We start from the raw sequence: 22,503 nt of genomic DNA, 5'->3' as shown, positions 1-22,503 counted from the left end.
GGATGTTGGACAACGACAGGCTTGTTTAGCGACCACCGTCTGGCGTCCACTGGTCAACGTCTATTATCCGACGTCCAATGTCCAGCATTCATTGTCTGGTACGCTGATGGCAGACTATAAGAAGACCCGATTAGGGGCATATAGAAACGAAGTATCATAGTATGGTTTGGCACAATTGTTGAGAAAAGACGCCACTTACCTTTTTAACATGAAGTAAAAAAAGCTGTCATTTAGAGGTAGTACAATTCCGCACATCAGTAAAAATAACCAGTTAAGCTATAGCAAAAACACTTTAAGTTAATATTTTAACAATCAACACATTATATAAAATAAGCATCACTAAGTTAGCGATATTTTAAATGTGTACACATAAAAACAATTAAACATATATGTAAGTGGAATCACATTTGATTATGAACGATCATCTACTACTGATAGTCTAGCCTGTGAATTATATACCACCAACTTACCTCGTTTTTAGCCCGATTAATCAACTAGCCACCACCTGCAACCAACCTGGGTCGGGAACATCGCGGGCGTGGTCCAAAACGCCTTCTTTGGGATTAACCTACGCAACAGAATGTACGCGAATTTTCGAAGAAAGTAAGCATCTACTGGCTAGCCTGCCTGAATTCTGCTTATTCCATCCAACGCAACGCCATCTACGATGCTAATACGAGTCATTTATGGGGTGGCTTGCCTATTAATTGCTCACTTAAGCAGTGGACAAGTAAAGCAATTTGCTGCACAGGGTGGCCGACTTGACGACTTTGCAGGCCAGGTGCGAGCCGACTCTTTTCCGATACAGGTCAAGGGATTACCGGCACGTATTGATCAATCGTTCGGGTTATCGAGCGTATGTATATCCGTTTACCATCAGCGCGTTTCTGATCTAAAAATAGAGCTGATTAGCCCGGCAGGAGTCAGCATTTGGCTAACGAACCGAAATGGTGGTGACGATGGGCAACATTATACCAACACCTGCTTCCGCTCGAATGGCTTTTCGGGCTATATACACCAGGCTAAATTACCATTCGACGGTGAGTACATACCTGATGGTCGATTTAGCTTCCTTAACAATGGCTCTGACCCGAACGGAACCTGGTATCTGGTAATCACTGACTTAAGAGCGGGAATACAGGGAAGCGTAAACTTTGTCAACATGACATTTAGCGCTGACCCGATGCCCAATAACGAACACAACCCGTGCTCGTTTGAAGAGCCTGACGGTTGCCGATGCGTTACTACCAAGGGCAAGAACTGCGATTTATTACCCGACCTGATCATTCTGCCCCGGTTTACCCAAACACAGATTCGGGAATACGCCAAAGACGACCCCAACTACCCCGGACAATTACGGTTTGCGGCCAGCATTGGCAACATTGGCGATGGCCCGCTGGAGACCTGGGGCAAACGAGAGTGGATTTGTCAGGGCAAACGGGTAGACTCTACGTTACGCTGCCCCGACGGCTCCTTCGCCCGGCAACGAATTTACCAGCGGGTGTACCAGAAATCAGACACTGGCCTGGTGTGGACGGATCGGGAAGCGGGTACCAACTATTACGATGATCAACCCGGCCATAATCACTTCCACGTGGATGATTGGGTTGAGTTCCGACTGGTTAAGCTGACCCCTCGTAAGGGCAAAACTCCCTTACGAAAACTCATTGCCAAAGGGCGCAAAGTCAGCTACTGCTTGTTCGATTCAGGCATTTGCAACAATAGTGATAGCCTGTGCAGCTGGAATGGTATGGTATACGGTGAAAAGAACCTGCCAAACTACGGTCTGGGCAGCTACAGCGAGTGCAAAGCCCGGAAGCAGGGCATCAGCGTAGGTGGCTATGACACCTATGGCGTCATGTATGAGGGCCAATACATTCAGTTGCCAAAACAGCTACCCAAGGGCACTTACCAACTTGAAATAGAAGTAGATCCGCTCGGTTACATCAGCGAGCGAAACAGGCGTAACAACACCTTCACAATGCCCGTATTTCTGTCTAAGCAATAGGCATTTAGTAATCTTTTTCTAGCTATTCTTTTACATAAACTTGATAGTCATGAGGCGAAACCGTCTACTTTATTTCATGCTACTCGTGTCTACACTCGTATTGAGGGTCGGCGAAGGTACGCTTTGGGCGCAATGCTCAACCTGCTCATTTACAGCAGTAACGGGGGGAACATACAACCTGACAGGTAACCAGACGCTTTGTATCACAGGCAACGTTAGTGATCTCAATCTGTCTACCAGTGGCACCAGTAATAAAGTCTGTGTGGCACCGGGTGCAACCTGGACCATTGGGTTTGGGATCAACTTCACGTCGAGCCTGGAAATTGATGTGTATGGAACGCTCAACGCCAATGGCAACTACAACGTCAATTCGGGAATGCCCGTCTTTAATGTAAAGACAGGGGGCATTATGAACACCAATACGATTGGATTCGGCAACAATATTCGCATCAACAACGAGGGTACATTGACCTTCACCAACACAGCGCAAATATCAAATGCCGGCACCTTTACACTCATCAACGGAACAACCGGTGTTGTCTCGGCTACCGCCACCTCTCTTTTTCTGCTGGGTACGAATAGTTACGTGGAGAATGCCAACCTGATGACCTTCTCTAACCTTGAGAATGCAGAATCTGACATCCGAAACGCTGCGGGAGCTACCATCACCATTGGTCGTTATTTTTTCAATCATGGTAACATTATAAATGATGGATTGATCAACACAATTTGCGGGCCTTTTGGCAGCGTTGGTTGTGAGTTTATTGTGGGCAATAAAGGGCCGGGGAAAATCTTCACGGTTACCGGTGATGGCTGTATGAGCGTTGTGGGTAACACAACATTCAATGGTCCGGGCTTCATCAACGGAACCCTGGAGATTACGGGCGATCTGACTATCAATAATGCAGTGTCGGGCACCAACGGGCGAATCATTGTCAACAATGGCGTCAGCACCATTACCGTTGCAGGTTCTTATAATGGTACAGGCATGAAGTTCTGCGACAAGAATACGGCCAATAACCAGTTTGATGTCGTAAACGCCAACAGTCCGTCTGTCAATGTAGTGTATACGGTAGATTGTAGCGCCAATACGTGCGGCACGGCCAGTCCGACTACAGGCTGCCCCGGAAATCTCCTGAGCAACGGCAGTTTAGAAAATGGAACCTTCAACGCATTCACCACATCGAACCCTAACATTAATGGCACACTGGCTACATACGGGGGAAGCCAGTCCATTTTCCTAAGTGCTGATCCCGGTGGAAGTACCCTGGCCGATAAGCCAATTACTGGCTTCCAGGCCAATACCGGTTATTGGGTCGACGCATCAACGAATGGAGGCACAGGTGCTAAAGATGCCAATCGGCTATTTGTCATTCCAGCCAATACAGGTGCCAATAAGTGCCTTTTCCCCAACACGGCACTTGGGTTTGCCTACCAAACAGGAGACTGCTACAAATTAGGTTTTTGGGTGGCTCAGTTTGACCCGGCAGCGCCTAATTCCCCCAGTTTGACATCCGTTTTTAATTTTGAATACGAAGATACGTTCGGGTCTAGCAGTCCAGGTACAGTCGCCAATTCTTCTGTAGTACCAACAGCGAGCAGCAACACGGGCACGTTCAGAACGGTGTCATGGACACTACCGGCCTCGACAAATGTCAAAACCACTACAGGGGCAACCTACACGGGAGGATCAGGACAGGTAGTTGACTGGAAAACCTTGAACTGGCAGTACATAACCCTTGACTTCACCCCCGCTGTGGCCTCTAACCGGCTTCACATATATTTGTCATCGACCAATACCAACAACGGGGTTGCTATTGACGGGATTTGTGCAACCTCTTGCTCTACCGCAGCCAGCTGCACGGTAGCCACCACGGCTACGCCAGGTACGTGCACCCCAGCCACTAATCAATATGCCGTAACCGGCATGATCAGCCTGACCAATAATTCGGCGGGCGGCATAGCTACCATCACCGATGGAGTCAAGTCTACCACGGTGACGGTAGCTGCATCGGCCACAAGTGTTGCTTACTCACTAACGGGATTGACCTCAGGAACGGGTTCGCATACGATAACGGTATCGCTGCCTGATTGCGGAACGGCTACGGCTACCTACTCAGCCCCAGCTAGCTGCTCAGTAGCAGCAATACCCTGCTCTATCTCGGCTACGGCCGTGGCAACCTGCAATGACAATGGCACCCTGGATAACACAGCTGATGACTATATCACCTTTGTGCTGACGCCCTACAATGCCGTTCAGGCCAGCCGCTTTACCATTACAGCCACCCAGGCGGGCAGTCCTATCTCGTTGAGCCTCTCTGATGGCAATTCACCGACGGACCTGAGCTATGCGTACCCAACTCCATTCAGGGCACCCCTTGGCGCAGCTGGTAATGGCAACATCACCCTGACCATCACTGACGTAAACAACGCCACCTGCACTACGCAGGTAACAGTGACTGACCCCGGCACCTGTGCGCCAGCAGCTTGTGTGGGCACCACACCCGTATCGGTCACCTATACGTATCAGACACCTTTTCTGTTGACTGATTTGGAAGATGTACCGCTCCTGCTCAACAGGTTTGACAATGGCGGTGGCACACGCACCTTAACAGGAGTCACCCTGAGCTACAAGATCTTTGAAGCGACCAATTTCATCTTCGAGAATGCTGCTGCCACAGCGAGTGAGTTCGAAGCGACGATTAGTGGCAATGCTCGCATGAAACTGAATGGCGCGACCATTATCACAGCAGGATTCCCCAGTATAACGACGGGCGATGTGTCGCTGCCGGCCGGCATTACCGTAACGGCCCAGGGAACCTACCCCGGCGATGGAGCCTTTGGCGCGACCAACCTATCGACAATCAGAGGCATGAACCCCTGGTTACCCCTCTTGCTTCAGGATATCTTCGTAGATCCCCGTCTCGACCCGCGTTGGGTGACCAATGCCACGGGCAACCCTGCGCATGATGACGATATGTACGTATGGGCACCTCAATCCTTCTCCGCTACGGGAACCACCAGTTACACGTCAACAGCGGATCTGGCTCAATTTGTGGGCAGCGGTACTGTACCACTGCTCGCCTCTACCCTAAATAGCCTTGGCACCGCAGGGGGAGGTGGAAATCTCATTTCGTCTCAAAACACGAAAGCGTACGCCTATGCTACCGTTGTGTACACGTACATCTGCGCCTCGTGCAACCTGGCTACCACGGCCACCTCAAGTACGTGTAATCCGGCGACGAACCAGTATTCGGTGACGGGAACCATGAGTCTGAGCAACACAGATGGGGGAATTGTCACCATCACCGACGGAGCGAAGTCTACTACGGTGACCGTACCAGCAGCGGCTACGTCGGTAGCTTACTCGCTGACAGGCTTGACATCAGGCACAGGCTCGCATACAGTGACGGTAACACTACCCGGTTGCGGAACGGCTACGGCCACGTATTCAGCTCCAGCCAGTTGCTCGATTGCGCCACCAGCATTAGCCGTAATAGTTGCTGCACCGGTATGTAACAGCCTGACTAACGAATACACTGCAACGGGCACGGTTTCGCTGACCAATAGCCCGGCGGGTTCACTAACCATCACCGACAATGGCACTACCATCGGCGTTATCAGCGTCACCGCCGGTCAGACCACGGCTAGCTTCTCCGTCTCGGGGATCAGCAACGCCAGCAGCCACACAGTAATCGCTACCCTAACCGGAGGTACTTCGGCCAGTGTGGTCTATGCCGCGCCAGCAGCCTGTACCGTCTGCTCGACCAGCATCACCACCACCTCGGTACAGAATGGACAAGTGGGTACACCCTACAGCCAGACCGTTACCGCATCGGACGGCACAGCCCCCTACTCCTACACGCTCCTGGGTACGTTGCCAGCAGGTCTGAGCCTAAGCCCAGACGGAGTAATCGCCGGTACGCCGACGACGGCTTCCACCAGTAGCTTTACCGTCAAGGTCACCGACAGCAAGTCCTGCTCAGATGGGCAGCCACTGACCATCACCATCGCCGACCTGCCCGTCTGTTCGCTCACCGCCACGGCTACCCCAGGTTCGTGTAACTCCGCCACCAATGCCTACAGCGTAACGGGTACGGTCACCTCGACCAACGCGGCCGTCAACAACGCCAGCCCACAAACGCTGACCGTCTCGGTGGGTAGCATCAGCACGGTGGTGACCCTAACCGGAAACGGACCCGTCAGCTACACGCTGGCAGGGCTGGTATCAGATGGACTAGCCAAAACGGTTTCTGTACTCAGCAGTGCTACCGCTTGCGGAACAACGACGGTGACCTACTCGGCCCCATCGGCCTGCACCGTCTGCACCCTTTCGCTGACGACCACAACCCTGCCCAAAGGGGAAGTAGACAAAGCCTACAGCCAGACCGTAGTGGCCACCGGAGGCACAACCCCCTACAGCTTCTCGACCGCTCCAGGTACGTTACCAGCCGGGCTGACCTTGAACCCAACCACAGGCGTGGTATCGGGCACACCCACCACTAGCGGCACCTTCCCCACCACCATCGTGGTCACCGATGCCCAGGGCTGCGTGGTGCGACTACCCCTGTCGGTCTTCCAGATCGATCCCAATTCGACACCCCTGATGAGCATCGTGGTCAACGCGCCAATCTGTAACTCGGCCACCAACACCTATACCGCTACAGGCATGGTCTCGCTCACCAACAGCCCCGCCGGTAGCCTGACTATCACTGACAACGGAAACACTGTAGCGGTGATCACCGTCACAGCGGGCCAGCCATCGGCCAGCTTCAGCCTGACGGGCATCAGCAACGGCCCCGCCACGCATCTGGTCAGCGCCGCGCTGGGTACGTTGTCGGCCAGCACCACCTACGCCGAACCCGAATCGTGCACTAGCGGGGCACCTGCCTACGCCATTGCCAAAACGGTGGATCTTAGCCGCACCGTTAAGGGGGGCATCGTGACTTACACCGTGTCGCTGACCAACACGGGCAACGCCACGGGCACCAACCTGGTGATCACCGATCAGTTGAGCAACACCGCCGTGACCTTTATTGGCAGCGCTACCGCTTCGGCAGGTACGTTCACACCGGGAGCTAACTCGGGCAGCTGGAGCATTGCTTCCCTGGGGGCGGGGCAGGTAGCTACGCTAAGAGTCAGCGTACAGTTGAATCAGGAGGGCATTACCTACAACACCGTGACGGCCCCCAACGGCACTACGGTTGCCGTATGTACCACGGTGCCTTATAAAGTTTGCGCCAACGAAGCATTCCAGTTCAATCTAACCGTTATGGCTGGCAAAGCCAGCTATCAGTGGAGCAAAGACGGGCAACCAATCGCCGGTGCTATTACCAATACCCTGGCCGTTACTGCTGTAGGTGAGTATACTGTCAGTTCGACCAACTCGACAAGTTGTACCGATGGCTCTTGTTGCCCCTTTATCATTGAAGCTTATGGGCCACTGCCAAGCTTGACGGCCGTAGCTGTTGCGGCAAGTTGCACCAATGGCGTTCCGGTAAACGATGCTAAAATCACGCTGGTAGGTACGTCGGCCAATGCCGTTAGCTATAACATCACGATGGGTAGCAGCTTTACAGCCGCGGCCCCGTTATTCGCTTCCAACCAGTCGCTGACGACCGTTTCAGGCGGGGTGTTAGCAGCGAACCTGGCTAATCCGGCTTCGGCTCCGGGCGATGTCTACACCATTCGGGTGTACACGGCCAATGGCTGTTTTGCCGACACTACGGTGACTATTCCGCCCGCGTCATGTCAGTGTCCGCCGCCTGTTTGCCTACCGGTAACCGTGAAGCGACTTAGGTAACTACTAGTATCCTGACTAAAAATTACTATTTAAAATGCTGATGGTCAACCTGAAAAAGGTTGACCATCAGCATTTTAAACGAAAATCAATCCAGATAAATTAATGCCATTTTTTTTAGACACTTAAAACGTGTGCACATAAATGTTTGCGAATAAACACTAACTATCTGAATTTCAGTACTTAAGTAATAAAATTGAATATTAATACTCATACATATCAAACAAAATAAGTAGTTAACACATTGAGTGGCATCGGATTTGTATGATACACCTTATGATCTAAAAAGTTAGCTAAAGTTTTCTTTTTACACATAAAGGTAAGTACAAATCCTGTCATATATGAGAAACAGATTCAGGTTAAAGGCATCGTCTCAGATTGGGCAGGATTTTTCAAGTAGGATAGGCAGCATGCAAAGCCTGAGTCACTGATTTTGAGTGACCAGCATTTACCGGAAAAGACTGATTAACCCGGAACAACGACTCCATTTAAGACGAATTTCCTTACAAGCACCATGAAAAGATTGTTACCTGTTTCCCCTGTTACACACTGGTTAAGATTCCTCTTGTTCGGCTTATTTTTGGGTAGTCTAACTGCACAGGCTCAGTGCGTTGAGCCGGGTCCTACGCCCGTTGCCATTACGCAAAGCAGTAATAATGGGGCGAGCGTTATTGGTACGCTAACCTCGATGACCGACAATAATTTCGGCACAGGGGCGGGCACAAACATCGGAAACGGGCAGTATGTCCGGCTGGATTTTGGCAGTGCCGTCACCATGACAGGCGTAACGATCAGTCCGCTGGCATTAACAGGCTGGGGGCCAACGTACCTGAACGGCATCACGTTACAATACAGCACCAATGGCACCACCTGGACAACGATCCAGGTAATTTCGGGAACGGTAAACAACACGCTGTCGACCTTTACCTTTTCGTCAATTTCGGCCCGCTACATTCAGCTTGTTACCACTACTAATACTTATGTCGGCATTAGTGAATTTAGCGTAGCCACTGTTGGTGCCACTCTGAATGTAACTGGTGTTCAAGGCTCTGTATTTAGCGATTTCAATAACAACGGCGTTCTGAATACAACCGACGAACTTGGATTTGCGGGCGTTAAGGTGTACGCCTACAACTGTGACGGTGTTAAGGTTGATGAGGCAACAACTGACGCAACTGGCCAGTATAGTATGACCACTGTAACCGCTGCCGACGGCCCCTTGCGGATTGAGTTCGATGCGTCTACGTTTCCAAGCTGGGCGAAACCGACATTCAGAGGCACCGACGGCGGGACCGACATTCAGTTTGTGCAGGCCCCTGCCTGTGGTGTCGATTTGGGTATGGTATCGGCATCCGAGTACTGCCAGGCGTCACCCCGTCTGATAACCGTTTGCTTCGTAAACGGAACCGCCAACAGCACTACTTCTCCTGTCGATGTAGTAGTATCAATCAATTATCTGGCCTCAGGTACTTCTCCGGCCGGTAAGCTCACAGAAGTCAATAAAAATCAGGTGGGTGCAGTTTGGGGGCTGGCCTACAAGCCTGCAACCAACCAGCTTTTCTCGGCTACATTTCTGAAGCGACATGTAGGCATCAAAGGCGCTTTGGGCGATATCTACGTGACCACGCCTGGTTCCCCGGCCGATGGCGCTTTGTTTGTTACCATTCCCAACGCGGGAACAATTGGCAACGACGCTGCCCGAGGGCTGGGTACACCCACAGGGCAGTCGCTCGATGTAGATGCCCTGGGTAAAGTGGGACGGGTTGGTCTGGGCGGCCTGTCGCTCAATGATGATGGCACCACACTCTACACCATCAACCTGAATAGCAAAGAATTGGTGAGCGTTGACATGACCACCAAAGCCTTGACGACTGTAGCCATACCGACTATTTGTGATCTCACCAAAGGCCAACAGGTACCGTTTGCCGTGAAATATTGGCGTGGCAAAGTGTATGTAGGCGTGGTTTGCGATGCGTCGATCTCGAAAAGCAAGGCCGATCTGAAAGCCCACGTGCTGATCTTCGACCCAACTACAGCGAATTTCAGCCCAACGCCGGTGGTGAGCGTAAACATGAACTACACTCGACAGCCTGCCTGGAACAATACAACCTATTTCAACGCCGGGCAGTCGGCAGCCGTACTCTCGACAAGCTGGTATCCGTGGATAGACACTTACGACAAAACGGCCCTGATGGTGTTTAAGAATGGATCAGACAGCCGGGATATTTTCTCGCATCCTACGCCGATTTTGTCAGATCTAGAGTTCGATAGCAAAGGCAACATGATTCTGGGCTTTATGGACCGTATTGGCCATATGTTTGGCGACGGCAACAAAACGCCCGACAACTTAACCAACGAAGCAGCCGTTACTGGGGGCGATATACTAAAGGCTACGTTCGTGTCTAACAACAGTTGGACAATTGAAACGGGCATTTCGTCGGGCAGCGAATTCTTCACCGGCGATACGTACCTGACCGATCATCAGGAAACTTCTCATGGGGGGGTGTTTTATTCCGCTCAGGACAACCTGGTGGCCATGACAGCATTAGACCCGGTAAACTACAACAGTGGTGGCGTAATCTACCTGAACAATAGTAGCGGAGCGCAACCACAGTCGGGGGCACAACTATACTCGGGTAATCTTAGCAACGGGCTGTTTGGTAAGGCTGCAGGTATGGGTGACCTCACTGCAGCTTGCGACCCGCTACCTATTGAAATCGGCAACCGAATCTGGGTTGATCAGGATGGAGATGGCGTACAGGATCCTTGCCCTGCTGAGTCGGGAGTGGCAGGCGTCAAAGTCAACCTCTATGACATCACTGGCCGATTGGTTGGCAAAACTACTACGAGTGCCATGGGTGATTATTATTTCAACACCACCAACGTGGCTACTCAGGGCGTAAATGCTACCACTGGTGTACCCATAAGTGGCACGTATACGGGCCCAGCCGCCAACACCCAATATTGTATTGTGTTTGGGAACGATGGCTCAACGCCTCAATTCAGTACAGTTCTTAACGCGTTTGGTCTGGGCAGCGCAAATTACCGCCTCACCACCGCCAACGCAGGTAATGACCAAACCGATTCGGATGCCACTATTTCTACCGGAAACAGCGTAACAGCGACAAACGGCTTTCCAACCATTTGCCTAACCACACCCAATGCCGGGGCCAATCACACCTTCGATGTGGGCCTTACCGAGATACCCTGCGAGAAACCGGGTCTATCGGCTATTCCATCGCAGAGCATCTGTCAGGGAAGTTCGTTCGCGTTGCCCTTGTCGGCCAGCGTTACCAGCGGTACGGCCACAGGCTATCAATGGTCTATCACGAACGCGGCTGGCACAGCATTCACTACCATCTCTGGAGCTACCAGCCTGACGTTTACACCAACGGGTACCAACTTGCCAACGTCGACGGGTGGCACAAAATACTATGCCATCACGGCCTACAGCGGTACCACTGTCTGTTCTGAAACGGCTTTTGTGAGCCTGACCATCAAGCCAACGCAAACCGTCTCGATTTCGGCACCTACAATCGCTACCGTTACGCAGTGTGCCAACACCACCATTACTCTAAGCGCAACCACCAATGCCGTTGCACCGGATGCCGTTCAGTTTGTGTATTTCACCAGCCCACAGTCGGGAACGGCTATGTATACAGGCGGCACGGTATTGGGCACGGTGGTTTCTACATCGGCAACCGGCAACAAAACGCTAACGTTGAATACGCCTGTCCCCGCCAATGCTACGGCCGAAACCCAGGCGTTTTATGTGTATGCCCTTTTGGAATCGGCCGATGGTGTTTGTAAACCGTCTGACAGCTTTATTCTGCGGGTAAGCCCCAAGCCTGTTGCCATAATTGGCGGATCGACAACGGTTTGTCAGGGTACATCAACTACCCTAACACTGCCACCTGGCTTGTCGTACCGCTGGTCGACCGGGGCCACAACCCGGCAGATTACCCCGGCCATTAGTGCCACCACGACCTCGGCTGTTTATTCGGCTACACTGACCAGCGTTGATGGTTGCGTATCTGATCCGGCCATGTTTACGGTGACGGGCGTGGCGTGTACCTCCTGCGTGGCGGGTGCGGGCCGGGTTGGCGGTACGGTCTACAATGACTTCGATGCCAACGGGGTGCAGGCCGTCTCAGAACTCGGCATGTCGGGTGTTACCGTTACCATTTACGCCTGCGACGCCAGTGGTAACAGCACGCTCGCCGGCACTACGACAACTGATTTCGTAGGCAATTATTTCTTTAGCGGCTTGACCGATGGCGTTACCTACCGGGTTGAGTTCAGCAACGTACCTGTCCAGTTCGAGCAATCGGCGCGGGGCACAAATAGCGGCACATCGGTGCAGTTTATACGGTCACCCAGCTGCGGAGTAAGCCTGGGGCTGAGTGACCCTGATGACTATTGTCAGACCGATGTAAAGGTGGCGGTTGTCTGTTTTGCCCGTAATAACGATGCGGCCACAGAACCTGTAATTATTGACATTAACTACGCCGCCGGAACGCCTTTCGCTCCTAACGGAGGCCAACTGACTGATGTTAACAGAAACTGGTCACACTATGCTGATGGCGCGGTACCATTAGCCTCCAAAGGTGTGGCAGCCGAGGTCAGCGAAACAGGAACTACGTTTGGTCTGGCCTGGGACAAAACGCACAAACAACTGCTTTCTGGCGCGTATATGCGGGCGTTTGCCCCAATGAAAGCCAACGCGGATGGTTTTGGTGAAGGTGTTATCTATAAAATGAGCTATGCCAGTGGTACTGCCGCCGCGCCAACCACCTGGCTTGATCTGGAAACAGTGCTCAGCAATGGCGTGTCAGGTACGTTCGTGGCCGATGCAACATATCCTGGTTCTAACGTATATGGGCGAACTAACAGCAACCCGGCTAAAATTGGCTACACGGGCTTGGGGTCAATGCGCATGGCACTGGATGATAGCGAGTTATATGCAGTAAACCTGAACAAGCTGGAAGTGCTGGTTATTCCGATCGATGCTACGGGTACGCCAGCAACTGCCCAGATAAAACGATTCCCACTACCTACCGACGGTTGCCCAACCGGTAGCTGGTCAGACGGACGACCATATCAGGCGGTTTTAGGTCTCGGCGTGCATCCTGTCACAAAGAGAGTCTATGCTACCGTTACCTGCACCGGACCTACGCTAGCGGATCTGAAAGGTCTCGTTTATTCTTTCGACCCCTCCGATTCGTCGCCAGCATCTTCTGATTTTTCATTAGAAACTACGATTCCGCTCAACATCACCATACCCGTTACAAACCCGAATATTGCCAACTGGTACGACCAGGTGGTGCATCCCTGGGAAGTGGTTACCCCTAACACAACGTTCTATACAAACGGGAACACAACGGTTACGCAGAATACGCAACCCTGGCTGGCTGAGATTGAATTTGACCGTCAACCAAATGGTGAATACGGTATGCTGGTCGGTACGCGCAACCGATACGATGACATCATCAATGGTTCGTTTTACGTAACTGGCGGGGTGTTGCATCGGGTAGCTAACACAGGCAGCGATGCCTCACCGAGCTGGAAACTGGAATCTAACGCAGTAGCAGGCGATCAGGTATCTACAGTAAACTGGACCCTGAATCAACCAGGTTACGCGGGTGGAAATACGGGTTTAACGAACCGGTTCTTTAAATATGTAGGGGCCGAAGGAGCCATGATGGCAGGTACGTTAGATTACCTACCTGGGCGACCGGAGATTATTGCCCCGGCGATGGATAACGTATTTTACAGTGGTACATCGGGCATTACCTGGCTGAACCGGACGACGGGTGAACGTTCCAGAGATATTCGACTTCTGAGTGATTATACGAGTACAGGCTTTGGCAATGTCAACTTCACGAAAGCCAACAACTGGGGTGGCATCGTAGTCATGTGCGATCTCGCTCCCATTCAGATTGGTAACCGGGTGTGGCGCGACGACAATCAGAATGGTATTCAGGACCCTTGCGAGCCGCCCATTGTTGGGGCTGTTGTGAAGCTTTACAATGCCGCTAAAACAACCGAATTAGCCAGCGTAACCACCAACGCAGCCGGCGAATACTACTTCTCAAGTACCACCATCACCACGGGTAACAGCACCTCGTCGGTAGCTACTACGGCGCTGACATTCAATACTACCTATGCCCTGGTGATTACAAATCTGGGTACTGGCACGGCCGCCAATGGTCTGTCGTTGGCCGACGTGACCATTACGCCGGGAGAGAGCGGCCCGGCCGCAATCAACTCAGGTACGTCGACCATCAATAATGACGCGATTGTGGATACCGGTAAGCCTTGCATCAAGCTGACAACGGGCGGGCCGGGCGATATCAACCATACCTACGACTTTGGCTTAGTAAAGCTCGTTTGTAGTCTAACCGCCACGGCTTCGGCCAGTAGCCAATCGGTCTGTAGTGGTCTGCCTGTTACCCTGACCGCTCAAGTTGCCCCTACCAGTAGCTACACCTACGTATGGAGTGCCCCGGCGGGCGTAACCCTGACCGGAGCCAACACGGCAACAGCCATTGCTTCGGCATCGACGGCGGGCCTGTACACCTTTACCGTAACTGTGAGCAACTCGCCAACTTGTTTCACCACCGCTACGGTTAGTGTACAGGTCAATCCGGCTACGACGCTTCCGGTCTATCAACCAACGGTGATTTGTGAAGGCGGCTCGGCTACCTTCTCCATTACACCGCCGGTTGGCGCTTCGGCTTACTGGACAACACCCACCAACACGACCATTAGCAGCAGTACGGTAACGATTACCAATGCCACAGTGGCCAATTCAGGTACGTACACCTTGTTCTACACCAATGAGTTGGGCTGCGTTTCGTCGACCACCAAACTCGTTACTATCAACGCTGAACCAACACTGACCCTGGCCAGTAACGGTATCGGATGCGTGTCGGGTAATCAGTCGTATACCGTGCTATTGACCACCAACGCCAGCACGATCAGCACCAACGCCAGTCAGTTTGGGGTGACCATCAGCGGCAACCTGATTACGGCACCTATCACTGTCGCCTCGTTTGCGGTGTCAGCTACGTCGGCGGCGGGTTGCGTAGCCACCTTGCCTATTACGGCCCCGGCTTGCGGCACAACTTGTACGACAGCACCCAACGCCGGACCTGATCAAACTTTCTGTGAAGGGCCCACCACCGCGACGCTGGTCAGTGCCGGAGCCGGTGAGCAGTGGAGCGTGATGCAACAGGTAGCAGGAACATCGCCAATTATTAATCAGGCGGGTAGCCCCGTTACGGTTTCGGGACTGACCCTGCCGGGTATCTATAAATTCCGGTTGGCGTCTACTTCGGTCAGCAACTGTTCGGCGGTGGTAACGGTGACAATCAATGCCAAAACACCCATTACGCCATTCACCGCTTCAACCATCTGCGAAGGCGAAAGTGTCACGTTCTCGATCAACCCGGCGGCGGGCGCTACGGCTTACTGGACAACACCTGCCAACACTACGGTGAGCAGTGGCACGGTGACGCTGACGAATGCGACCACGGCCAATTCAGGTACGTATACCCTCTTATACACCAATGCCAGCGGTTGCGTGTCTACCCCAGTTACCAAGGTCGTGACGGTCAACGCCAAACCAATCCTGAGTCTGGTCGATGTCGGTTGTCTTTCCGACAACCAGTCGTATACAGCCGTGATCAGCACCAACGCCGCTAGCCTAACCACTAATGCGAGTCAGTTCGGTGTGACCATCAATGGAAACGTGCTGACGGCTCCATCGACCGTTGCGTTGTATACGATCACCGCGACCTCAGCAGCCGGTTGTTTCCGTCAGCTCGATATTGCTCGCCCAACCTGCCAGACGGTGTGTAGCCTGAGCCTTGTTACGACCAGCCTACCCATTGGTGAAGTTGGCAGAGCCTATAGCCAGACCATCACGGTCAGTGGCGGGACAACACCGTATGCCTTCTCCGTGGCCGCAGGTACGTTGCCAGCCGGACTTACCTTGAACCCAACCACCGGTGTTGTATCGGGTACGCCAACCACTAGCGGCACCTTCCCCACCACCATCGTGGTCACCGATGCCCAGGGATGCGTGGTGCGACTACCCCTGTCGGTCTTCCAGATCGATCCCAATTCAACACCTGTCATGAACATCGTGGTCAACGCGCCGGTCTGTAACTCGGCCACCAACACGTATACCGCTACAGGCATGGTCTCGCTCACCAACAGCCCCGCCGGTTCGCTGACCATCACCGATAACGGCACCAGTGTAGCGGTGATCACCGTCACGGCGAGCCAGCCATCGGCCAGCTTCAGCCTGACAGGTATCAGCAACGGCCCCGCCACGCATCTGGTCAGCGCCAGTTTGGGTACGTTGACCGCCAACACAATCTATACAGAACCGGCTTCTTGTACCGACGGCTCACCCGCCTACGCCATCGCCAAAACCGTTGACCTCAGCCGCACGATCAAGGGGGGCATCGTGACTTATACGGTTTCGCTGACCAACACGGGCAACGCCACGGGCACTAACCTGGTGATCACCGATCAGTTGAGCAACACGGCTGTCACCTTCATCGGCAGCGCTACGGCTTCGGTGGGTACGTTCCTGCCGGGAGCTAATTCGGGCAGCTGGAGCATTGCTTCGCTGGCCGCTGGTCAGGTAGCTACGCTAAGGGTTAACGTGCAGTTGAATCAGGAGGGCATTACCTATAACACCGTGACAGCACCCGATGGCCAGACAGCCAGGGTATGCACCACTGTGCCCATTCGGGTATGCGCGTCTTCGGCCTTCGAGTTTACCATCGCTACTGCTCCGGGGCAGACCGGTTACCAATGGCTAAAAGACGGGCAGCCAATCACCGGTGCTACCACCAACACCCTGTCGGTAACGGCATTGGGTGAGTATAGCGTCACGTCGACAGGTTCGGGTAGTTGCGCCGATGGCTCGTGTTGCCCCTTTATCATTGAAGCATATGGCCCATTACCTAGCCTAACGGCGGTATCTACGGCTGCAAGCTGCACCGGTAGCACACCCCTCAATGATGCCAGGATATCACTGGTAGGTACGTCGACCAATGCCGTGAGCTACAACATTACCAAAGGAAACAGCTTTACGGCCGCTACGCCATTGTTTGTTACCAACCAGTTGCTGAGCGCTGTTACAGGCGGAGTGCTGGCAACCGGACTGGCCAATCCGGCTTCGGCTCCGGGCGATGTTTACACCATTCGGGTTTACACGGCTGATGGTTGTTTCGCCGACACCACGGTAACCATCCCGCCCGCGCTGTGCAATTGCCCTGCCGTACCAGTCTGTGTTCCGATTACAGTTCGACGTCTGAGATAAGCCTTTCCTATTTGTGTTTATCCTGCAACAGAACAGCCCGCCTTAACCAGACGGGCTGTTCTGCTTTATAAAAAAAAATAAGGCCACTCATTGTCAGGAAACCCACATTATGACGCTGACACACAAGCAACTATACCGTATAAATACCTATTGGCATAGAGTTTGCAACCAGAATAATTCGCTATTATTTATAAAAATACGATTCAGGAACTCTTGCGTTTTCTATCCGCTCACCCATGTTGACTATTCGTCTGACTTCCGTGGTTTTGCAATGCCTTTTGGTGTTGCTCACAGGTGGAATCAGTGTGGCCCAACATGTCTGCGGAACTCCTCATTTAACGGATGCGGAGATGATGGGGCGCGAAAAAATCATCCGGTCGAAAACATTGTTCAGGTCGGCGCGGCAGTCTACCACAATGCAGTACATTCCGATTCGATTTCATGTCCTACGTCGGGATAATGGAACCGGCGGCGCTAGTGTCAGCAGCCTGAACCAGGCCATTGTTTTGTTGAATCAACTATATCAACCAGCCGGCATCGCGTTCTATCAGTGTGGTTCCCAGCCGCACTACATCGATAACACCACTTTTTTTGATTTCGACAAAGAGGAAGAGGCATCTCTGGCCGATGGAAATGACGTGTTCAATGCCATCAACATTTACCTGACCAATACCATCATTTATAACGGTAGTCAGGTGTCTGGTTATGCGTACTATCCATCATCATTAGCCATTGCCAACCGGATTTTTCTGGAAGCCAGTCAGGTAACGGGATACAGTATGGCGCATGAGATGGGACATTATTTCGACCTGTATCATACGTTTCAGAATAACAGGAGCAGTACCGTTACTAACCGGGAACTGGTGCTCAGGCCAGGTACGCCGCAGGGTACACGCCCCTTTGCAGCCAACTGTGAACTTACCGGCGACTTTGTGTGCGATACGCCTTCAGACCCCTACGGTATTCCGGGAGCCACTACTTCTGGCTGTACCTATACTGGAACTGTTATCGACGCCAACGGCGACCCGTTCACTCCCCACACCAGCAACATCATGTCGTATTATGCGTGCGGCAACCAGTTTACGCCCGGCCAGTATGCACGGATAGAAACAGGCCTGCTGTATCGGCTCGATCCGGGAAACGAATACAACTTAGACTGTGCTACTATTGCTATAGCGGCTCCCACAGATTTATCCGTCACCATGCAGAGTACCGGTGCTTTGGTGCAGTTTTTGTACACGGCCACCGATGCAGCGGGTTTCCTGATCGAACGAGCCATTGGCACTACCGGAAGCTTCACGGTGGTTGGGAGTTTACCGCCTGCTTCGTTCTCGTTTGTTGACGGAAGCGTGGTTTCCAACACAATGTATACGTACCGCGTAAAAGCGTCAAATGCTACTACTCAGTATAGTACCGAGCAATCAGTAAATACAGGTTTGTTCTACTGCAGACCGACCTATACGTTTCCAATCGCCAATTTTTTTCCGAAGATTGACGATTTCATGCTGAAAAGCGGCGGCCAGTCTACGCTAAACTCGGTGGCTACCGGCGCGGGTTCGGCGGGCTACTCCGACTTTACCGGCACGGCACACTCCGTGTTACCGGGGCAGACCTATTCGTTTACGGCCAGCGCCATTACGGGAAACTCGGGCAGTTACGTTTTTCAGCACCTGACCATTTGGCTCGACAGTAACCGCGACGGTGTTTTCAGCAGTACCGAAGCGTTGTTCAGTTCGTCGGCCGGTCAGTTAATGAGCCCGGCTATTTCGAGTACTATTGTCATCCCGTCTACTGTAACGACGGGGCTTATACGTCTTCGCCTACGCAGTCAGTACGCAGCCGACGGTGTGGTAACCAATCCGTGCGCAGCTTACAATTACGGCGAAACAGAAGATTACACCCTGTTGATTATGGCATCCGTTCAGGCACCCTGTTTCAGCCTGTCGGCATCGACCACCGCCGTCAGTTGTGCCAATGGGCAGGATGGTCGGGTGGGATTGGTGGTTTCTGGCGGCGGCGGTCCGTTTTCGTATTCGCTAGCTAACCAAAGCAATACAACCGGCTTGTTTACCAACCTGCCACCGGGCAGTTATACCGCCACGGCTGCCGCGGCTACCGGCGGTTGCAGCAGCAGTTTAACCATTACCATTGGCCAGCCCGCACCCAACCCAAACCCGGTCAGCCTCTCGCCCACCAACGCAACGTCTTGCACTGGTCAGTCAGTGACACTCACCGCCAGCGGGGGCAGTGCTTACCTCTGGAATACGGGACAAACCGGTGCCAGTTTGCAGGTATTCACCTCAGGTACGTATTCTGTAACTACCACAAGTGCAGCGGGCTGCACCAGTGTTGCAGGTACGTTGGTGACGATGGTCAGCTGTACCGAATCGGTTTTAGCAAAAGCAAAAGTGTTGCTGGAAGGCTTTACCGATCCGGCTACAGGGCTAATGAATACGACCCTTACGTTAAGCCCATGGTTTCCCACTCAACAGCCTTATTCAGCGCTACCCTGGTCGTATACGGGTACTGAATCAGTAACAACCATCCCCGCCAACGTCACCGACTGGATTCTGATTATGGGCCGTACTGCGCAGGGTGAGGTGTTGGTCCGAAAAGCGGGATTTATCCGTAACGATGGTATGCTACTGAGTACCGATGGCTCGGAAGGTATTCTGCTCCCTCCTACCAGCGAGCCTATCTGCGTCTCTATCCACCACCGGAGCCATTTGGCCGTGATCACCAGCAATACCGTTACCAGCGGTCAGTTGGTCGATCTGACTACCTCTTCACAGATCGTGAAGGGAAACAGCCAGTTGAAGCAGGTAGGCTCGTGGCTGACCCTATATGTAGGTGATTACAACGGCAACAACGTGATTAACAATGCTGACTACAATATGTGGCGTACCAACGCCTCTACCATCGGGAATTACCTGCCGGTCGATAGCGATGGTAACGGCATCATCAACAACAGAGATTACAACCGGTGGACCAACAACCGGTCTAAAATAGGTACCCCAGATCTTTAATTTCTAAAAAAACAGCCATGATTTCAATTCGCTACGTAGTAAGTCTGTGCCTGCTCTGCCTGGGGTTGGTTGGTATAGTAAATGCCCAAACGGCAGATCTGAGGCTTGTACCTCAACTTTCAGGAACAAACGGCCAATTTTCGGCCACCATTCAGATTCGGGCTTCCGATGCTACTTCGTTCTCGATCGGTACATCCTCTGTTTTCTTGTCTTACAATCCGGCGTCGTTATCGTTTGTTGGTTATCAATCGCTTGGTTTCGACAACACTACATCGTGTAACGGTCAGTTCCTGTGGGATACGCACAGTTTCGATGCCTCGACTCCGGGCTTGTTTAACCTCACCCTGAATCTGAACAGCACCACGGTGAGTTGCCCCGTTATTGGTAATGCAGACTGGGTTAGCATGGGCACCCTTACGTTCACAGTGCGCAACCCGGCGGGTAATCCGGGTTTGTTGTTCAACGCTGCCTTTACCAGTTTCAATACCCTGCCGGGCAATAATGGCTCGGCTCAAATTGGCGAGGGACAATATACCGGTCTTAATCAGGCCGGTGTATTGCAGCCCTGTTCGCTGAGTGTATCGGCAGAGGCATCAGCCTGTAATCAGCCAACCAATACATACACCGTGAGCGGAACAGTGAGCGTAGCCAACGCCAGTTCGGCGGGGGTATTGTCTGTGTCTACCGATGCCTCGCCGATACAGTCGGTGAGTTATGCGGCGGGTACAACAACGGTGCCCTTTAGCCTGAGTGGACTAACGGCCGATGGGGTTTCGCATACGATTTCAGTCAGTAGCGCCTCGTGCGGAACGGCCACCACGACCTACACGGCTCCGGTTTCATGTTCATGCACCAGTCCCGTTATTGGGTTGTTCGTTACCCGTCAGGCATCGTGTGTGAATCAGGTTATTCAGGCCGATGCTGCCGTTAGCTTCACCGCAACCGGTGGTGACCGGTATAGCATTGTACCGGATGGACAGGCACCGGCCGGGTATGCCACCGCCACTTCATTGATTGCCGGCGAGGGTTCACTCATCGGATTAACCACGCCCTCCGCCCCCGTCAATTACCGAATTCGGGTGTACAACGGTACTGCAACCTGCTATTCAGAGAGAACGGTACTGTTGCAGCCCACCAGCTTTTGCGACTGCCCGTCTGTACCCTGCCTACTGATTACGGCAGATCGGGTGAAATAGGCATTTGTAGCGGCATTACCTATTGAGTCGGCCTTCTGCTTCTGACCTAATAAGTTATTTATGTAAATCCTTTGCGCTGTGAAAGATTTACATGAATAATTGACGGGGTACGTGTACAACCTGAAGCGGTCGGCTTTCAGGAAACCGAATCTGTCCGCTATTAGTCATTCTCAATGGGCTTTGGCTGAGCAAGCTTTGCCTGGCCTTTTTTCAAGCCTTTCACAGGCTTTACTACTTGCTTTTTCTTGTCTGTGGCAATCCATTGGCTGATCGAAGCGAACTCCTGATTCGACAATTGCCTACCCGACGTGTAGAAATCGATATCCTTCGGTTCCTTTATCATATAAGTAAATTATGAATTTTCTGAAAAATATCGACTGACAAGTTTGTGTGCGGCTTTGGTATCAATAGCCATTATGCCACCGAACAACACATGAGCTCCCAATGTTTTCTGATAGTGTTCCTTCAATTTTGTCTTACTTTCAAACGAGACATAACCAGCATAGCCCTTCTCAAAGGAAAGCCTACAAGCAAAGGCAACAAGGTTTCCTGGCACGCCAAAATAAAGTTTGTCAGCACCGCGATTAAATTTACTACTCTCGATAAGAGCCATAAAAATATGGTCACCTCTATCTTGAATTCTTATAAGCCCCTGAATAATAAGGCGATTTCCCTCAATAACAAGTTTGTAAACAGTTTTGTCCGCTTGTTTAGCTTCGTATTTCCAGTCAAACAGCCACTCTGATTTCTTCAACCGCTTTAGGTCATCTGAGGCCAACTCAAGAATATCTGTTTTAAACCTGTCGCCTGAGATAGCATTCTCAATCGAGCGGGTTAGCTTGTCAATTTCAATATCAAATAGTTGTGGGTTTGCCATTTGACAAAGGTAGGAATATGCATTACTCAGCAGTGCTTAGCTCTATCCGCCTAACTTGCGGGCTATCAGTTGTGCTTGGCAGGGGGGTGCCGAGCAGGAGCGTCAAACCGTTCCGCAATAGAGTTGCCATGATCTGTGACCTGTGTGATGACAAGGTAAAAGAGCTACCCATATCACCAGTCGTTATTGCCAGAGATACCACTTTCAAACCAGACTACCGGGTTTGGGAACGTATATACACCGGGGACAAACGTAA

The 22,503-nt window shown here is 52.3% G+C and carries 7 protein-coding genes; 5 read left to right on the top strand and 2 right to left on the bottom strand.

Features of this window, described 5'->3' with window-relative positions:
* Nucleotides 1-667: 667 nt before the first annotated feature.
* The 5 genes from ACAW87_RS10560 (at nt 668) to ACAW87_RS10540 (ending at nt 21,370) form a co-directional block, all read left to right on the top strand.
* A complete protein-coding gene (locus ACAW87_RS10560; RefSeq protein ID WP_370723345.1) occupies nt 668-2,008 on the top strand; it encodes a lysyl oxidase family protein in 1,341 nt (446 codons plus the stop codon).
* 49 nt (nt 2,009-2,057) lie between these two features.
* A complete protein-coding gene (locus ACAW87_RS10555) occupies nt 2,058-7,811 on the top strand; it encodes a putative Ig domain-containing protein (RefSeq protein WP_370723344.1) in 5,754 nt (1,917 codons plus the stop codon).
* A 577-nt stretch (nt 7,812-8,388) separates the two neighbouring features.
* The gene (locus tag ACAW87_RS10550; RefSeq protein WP_370723343.1) at nt 8,389-17,148 is read left to right on the top strand and encodes an SdrD B-like domain-containing protein; all 8,760 of its coding nucleotides are present in this window, start codon (nt 8,389-8,391) and stop codon (nt 17,146-17,148) included.
* A 236-nt stretch (nt 17,149-17,384) separates the two neighbouring features.
* Entirely contained in the window at nt 17,385-20,174 is a 2,790-nt protein-coding gene (locus ACAW87_RS10545; protein ID WP_370723342.1) for a GEVED domain-containing protein, read from the top strand.
* 17 nt (nt 20,175-20,191) lie between these two features.
* The gene (locus tag ACAW87_RS10540; protein ID WP_370723341.1) at nt 20,192-21,370 is read left to right on the top strand and encodes a hypothetical protein; all 1,179 of its coding nucleotides are present in this window, start codon (nt 20,192-20,194) and stop codon (nt 21,368-21,370) included.
* Between the two features lie 160 nt (nt 21,371-21,530).
* On the opposite strand, the gene ACAW87_RS10535 is transcribed toward ACAW87_RS10540, so the two are convergent.
* Together ACAW87_RS10535 and ACAW87_RS10530 are read right to left on the bottom strand one after the other, a co-directional pair.
* Nucleotides 21,531-21,713, bottom strand: a complete 183-nt coding sequence (locus tag ACAW87_RS10535) for a hypothetical protein (RefSeq protein ID WP_370723340.1) — start codon at nt 21,711-21,713, stop codon at nt 21,531-21,533.
* 9 nt (nt 21,714-21,722) lie between these two features.
* Nucleotides 21,723-22,247 carry a hypothetical protein gene (locus tag ACAW87_RS10530; protein ID WP_370723339.1) on the bottom strand — a complete coding sequence of 175 codons (525 nt, stop codon included), beginning with the start codon at nt 22,245-22,247 and terminating at the stop codon, nt 21,723-21,725.
* Nucleotides 22,248-22,503: the final 256 nt, after the last annotated feature.

The sequence above is a fragment of the Fibrella aquatica genome (assembly GCF_041321135.1).
GTDB classification, from domain to species: domain Bacteria; phylum Bacteroidota; class Bacteroidia; order Cytophagales; family Spirosomataceae; genus Fibrella; species Fibrella aquatica.
This window is presented reverse-complemented; position numbering and strand designations above follow the sequence as displayed.

What these genes read in the sequence shown, in the direction of transcription:
- ACAW87_RS10530 (WP_370723339.1), bottom strand. Translation starts at nt 22,247, where the DNA reads ATGGCAAACCCACAACTATTTGATATTGAAATTGACAAGCTAACCCGC.
- ACAW87_RS10535 (WP_370723340.1), bottom strand. Translation starts at nt 21,713, where the DNA reads ATGATAAAGGAACCGAAGGATATCGATTTCTACACGTCGGGTAGGCAA.
- ACAW87_RS10555 (WP_370723344.1), top strand. Translation starts at nt 2,058, where the DNA reads ATGAGGCGAAACCGTCTACTTTATTTCATGCTACTCGTGTCTACACTC.
- ACAW87_RS10560 (WP_370723345.1), top strand. Translation starts at nt 668, where the DNA reads ATGCTAATACGAGTCATTTATGGGGTGGCTTGCCTATTAATTGCTCAC.
- ACAW87_RS10545 (WP_370723342.1), top strand. Translation starts at nt 17,385, where the DNA reads ATGTTGACTATTCGTCTGACTTCCGTGGTTTTGCAATGCCTTTTGGTG.
- ACAW87_RS10540 (WP_370723341.1), top strand. Translation starts at nt 20,192, where the DNA reads ATGATTTCAATTCGCTACGTAGTAAGTCTGTGCCTGCTCTGCCTGGGG.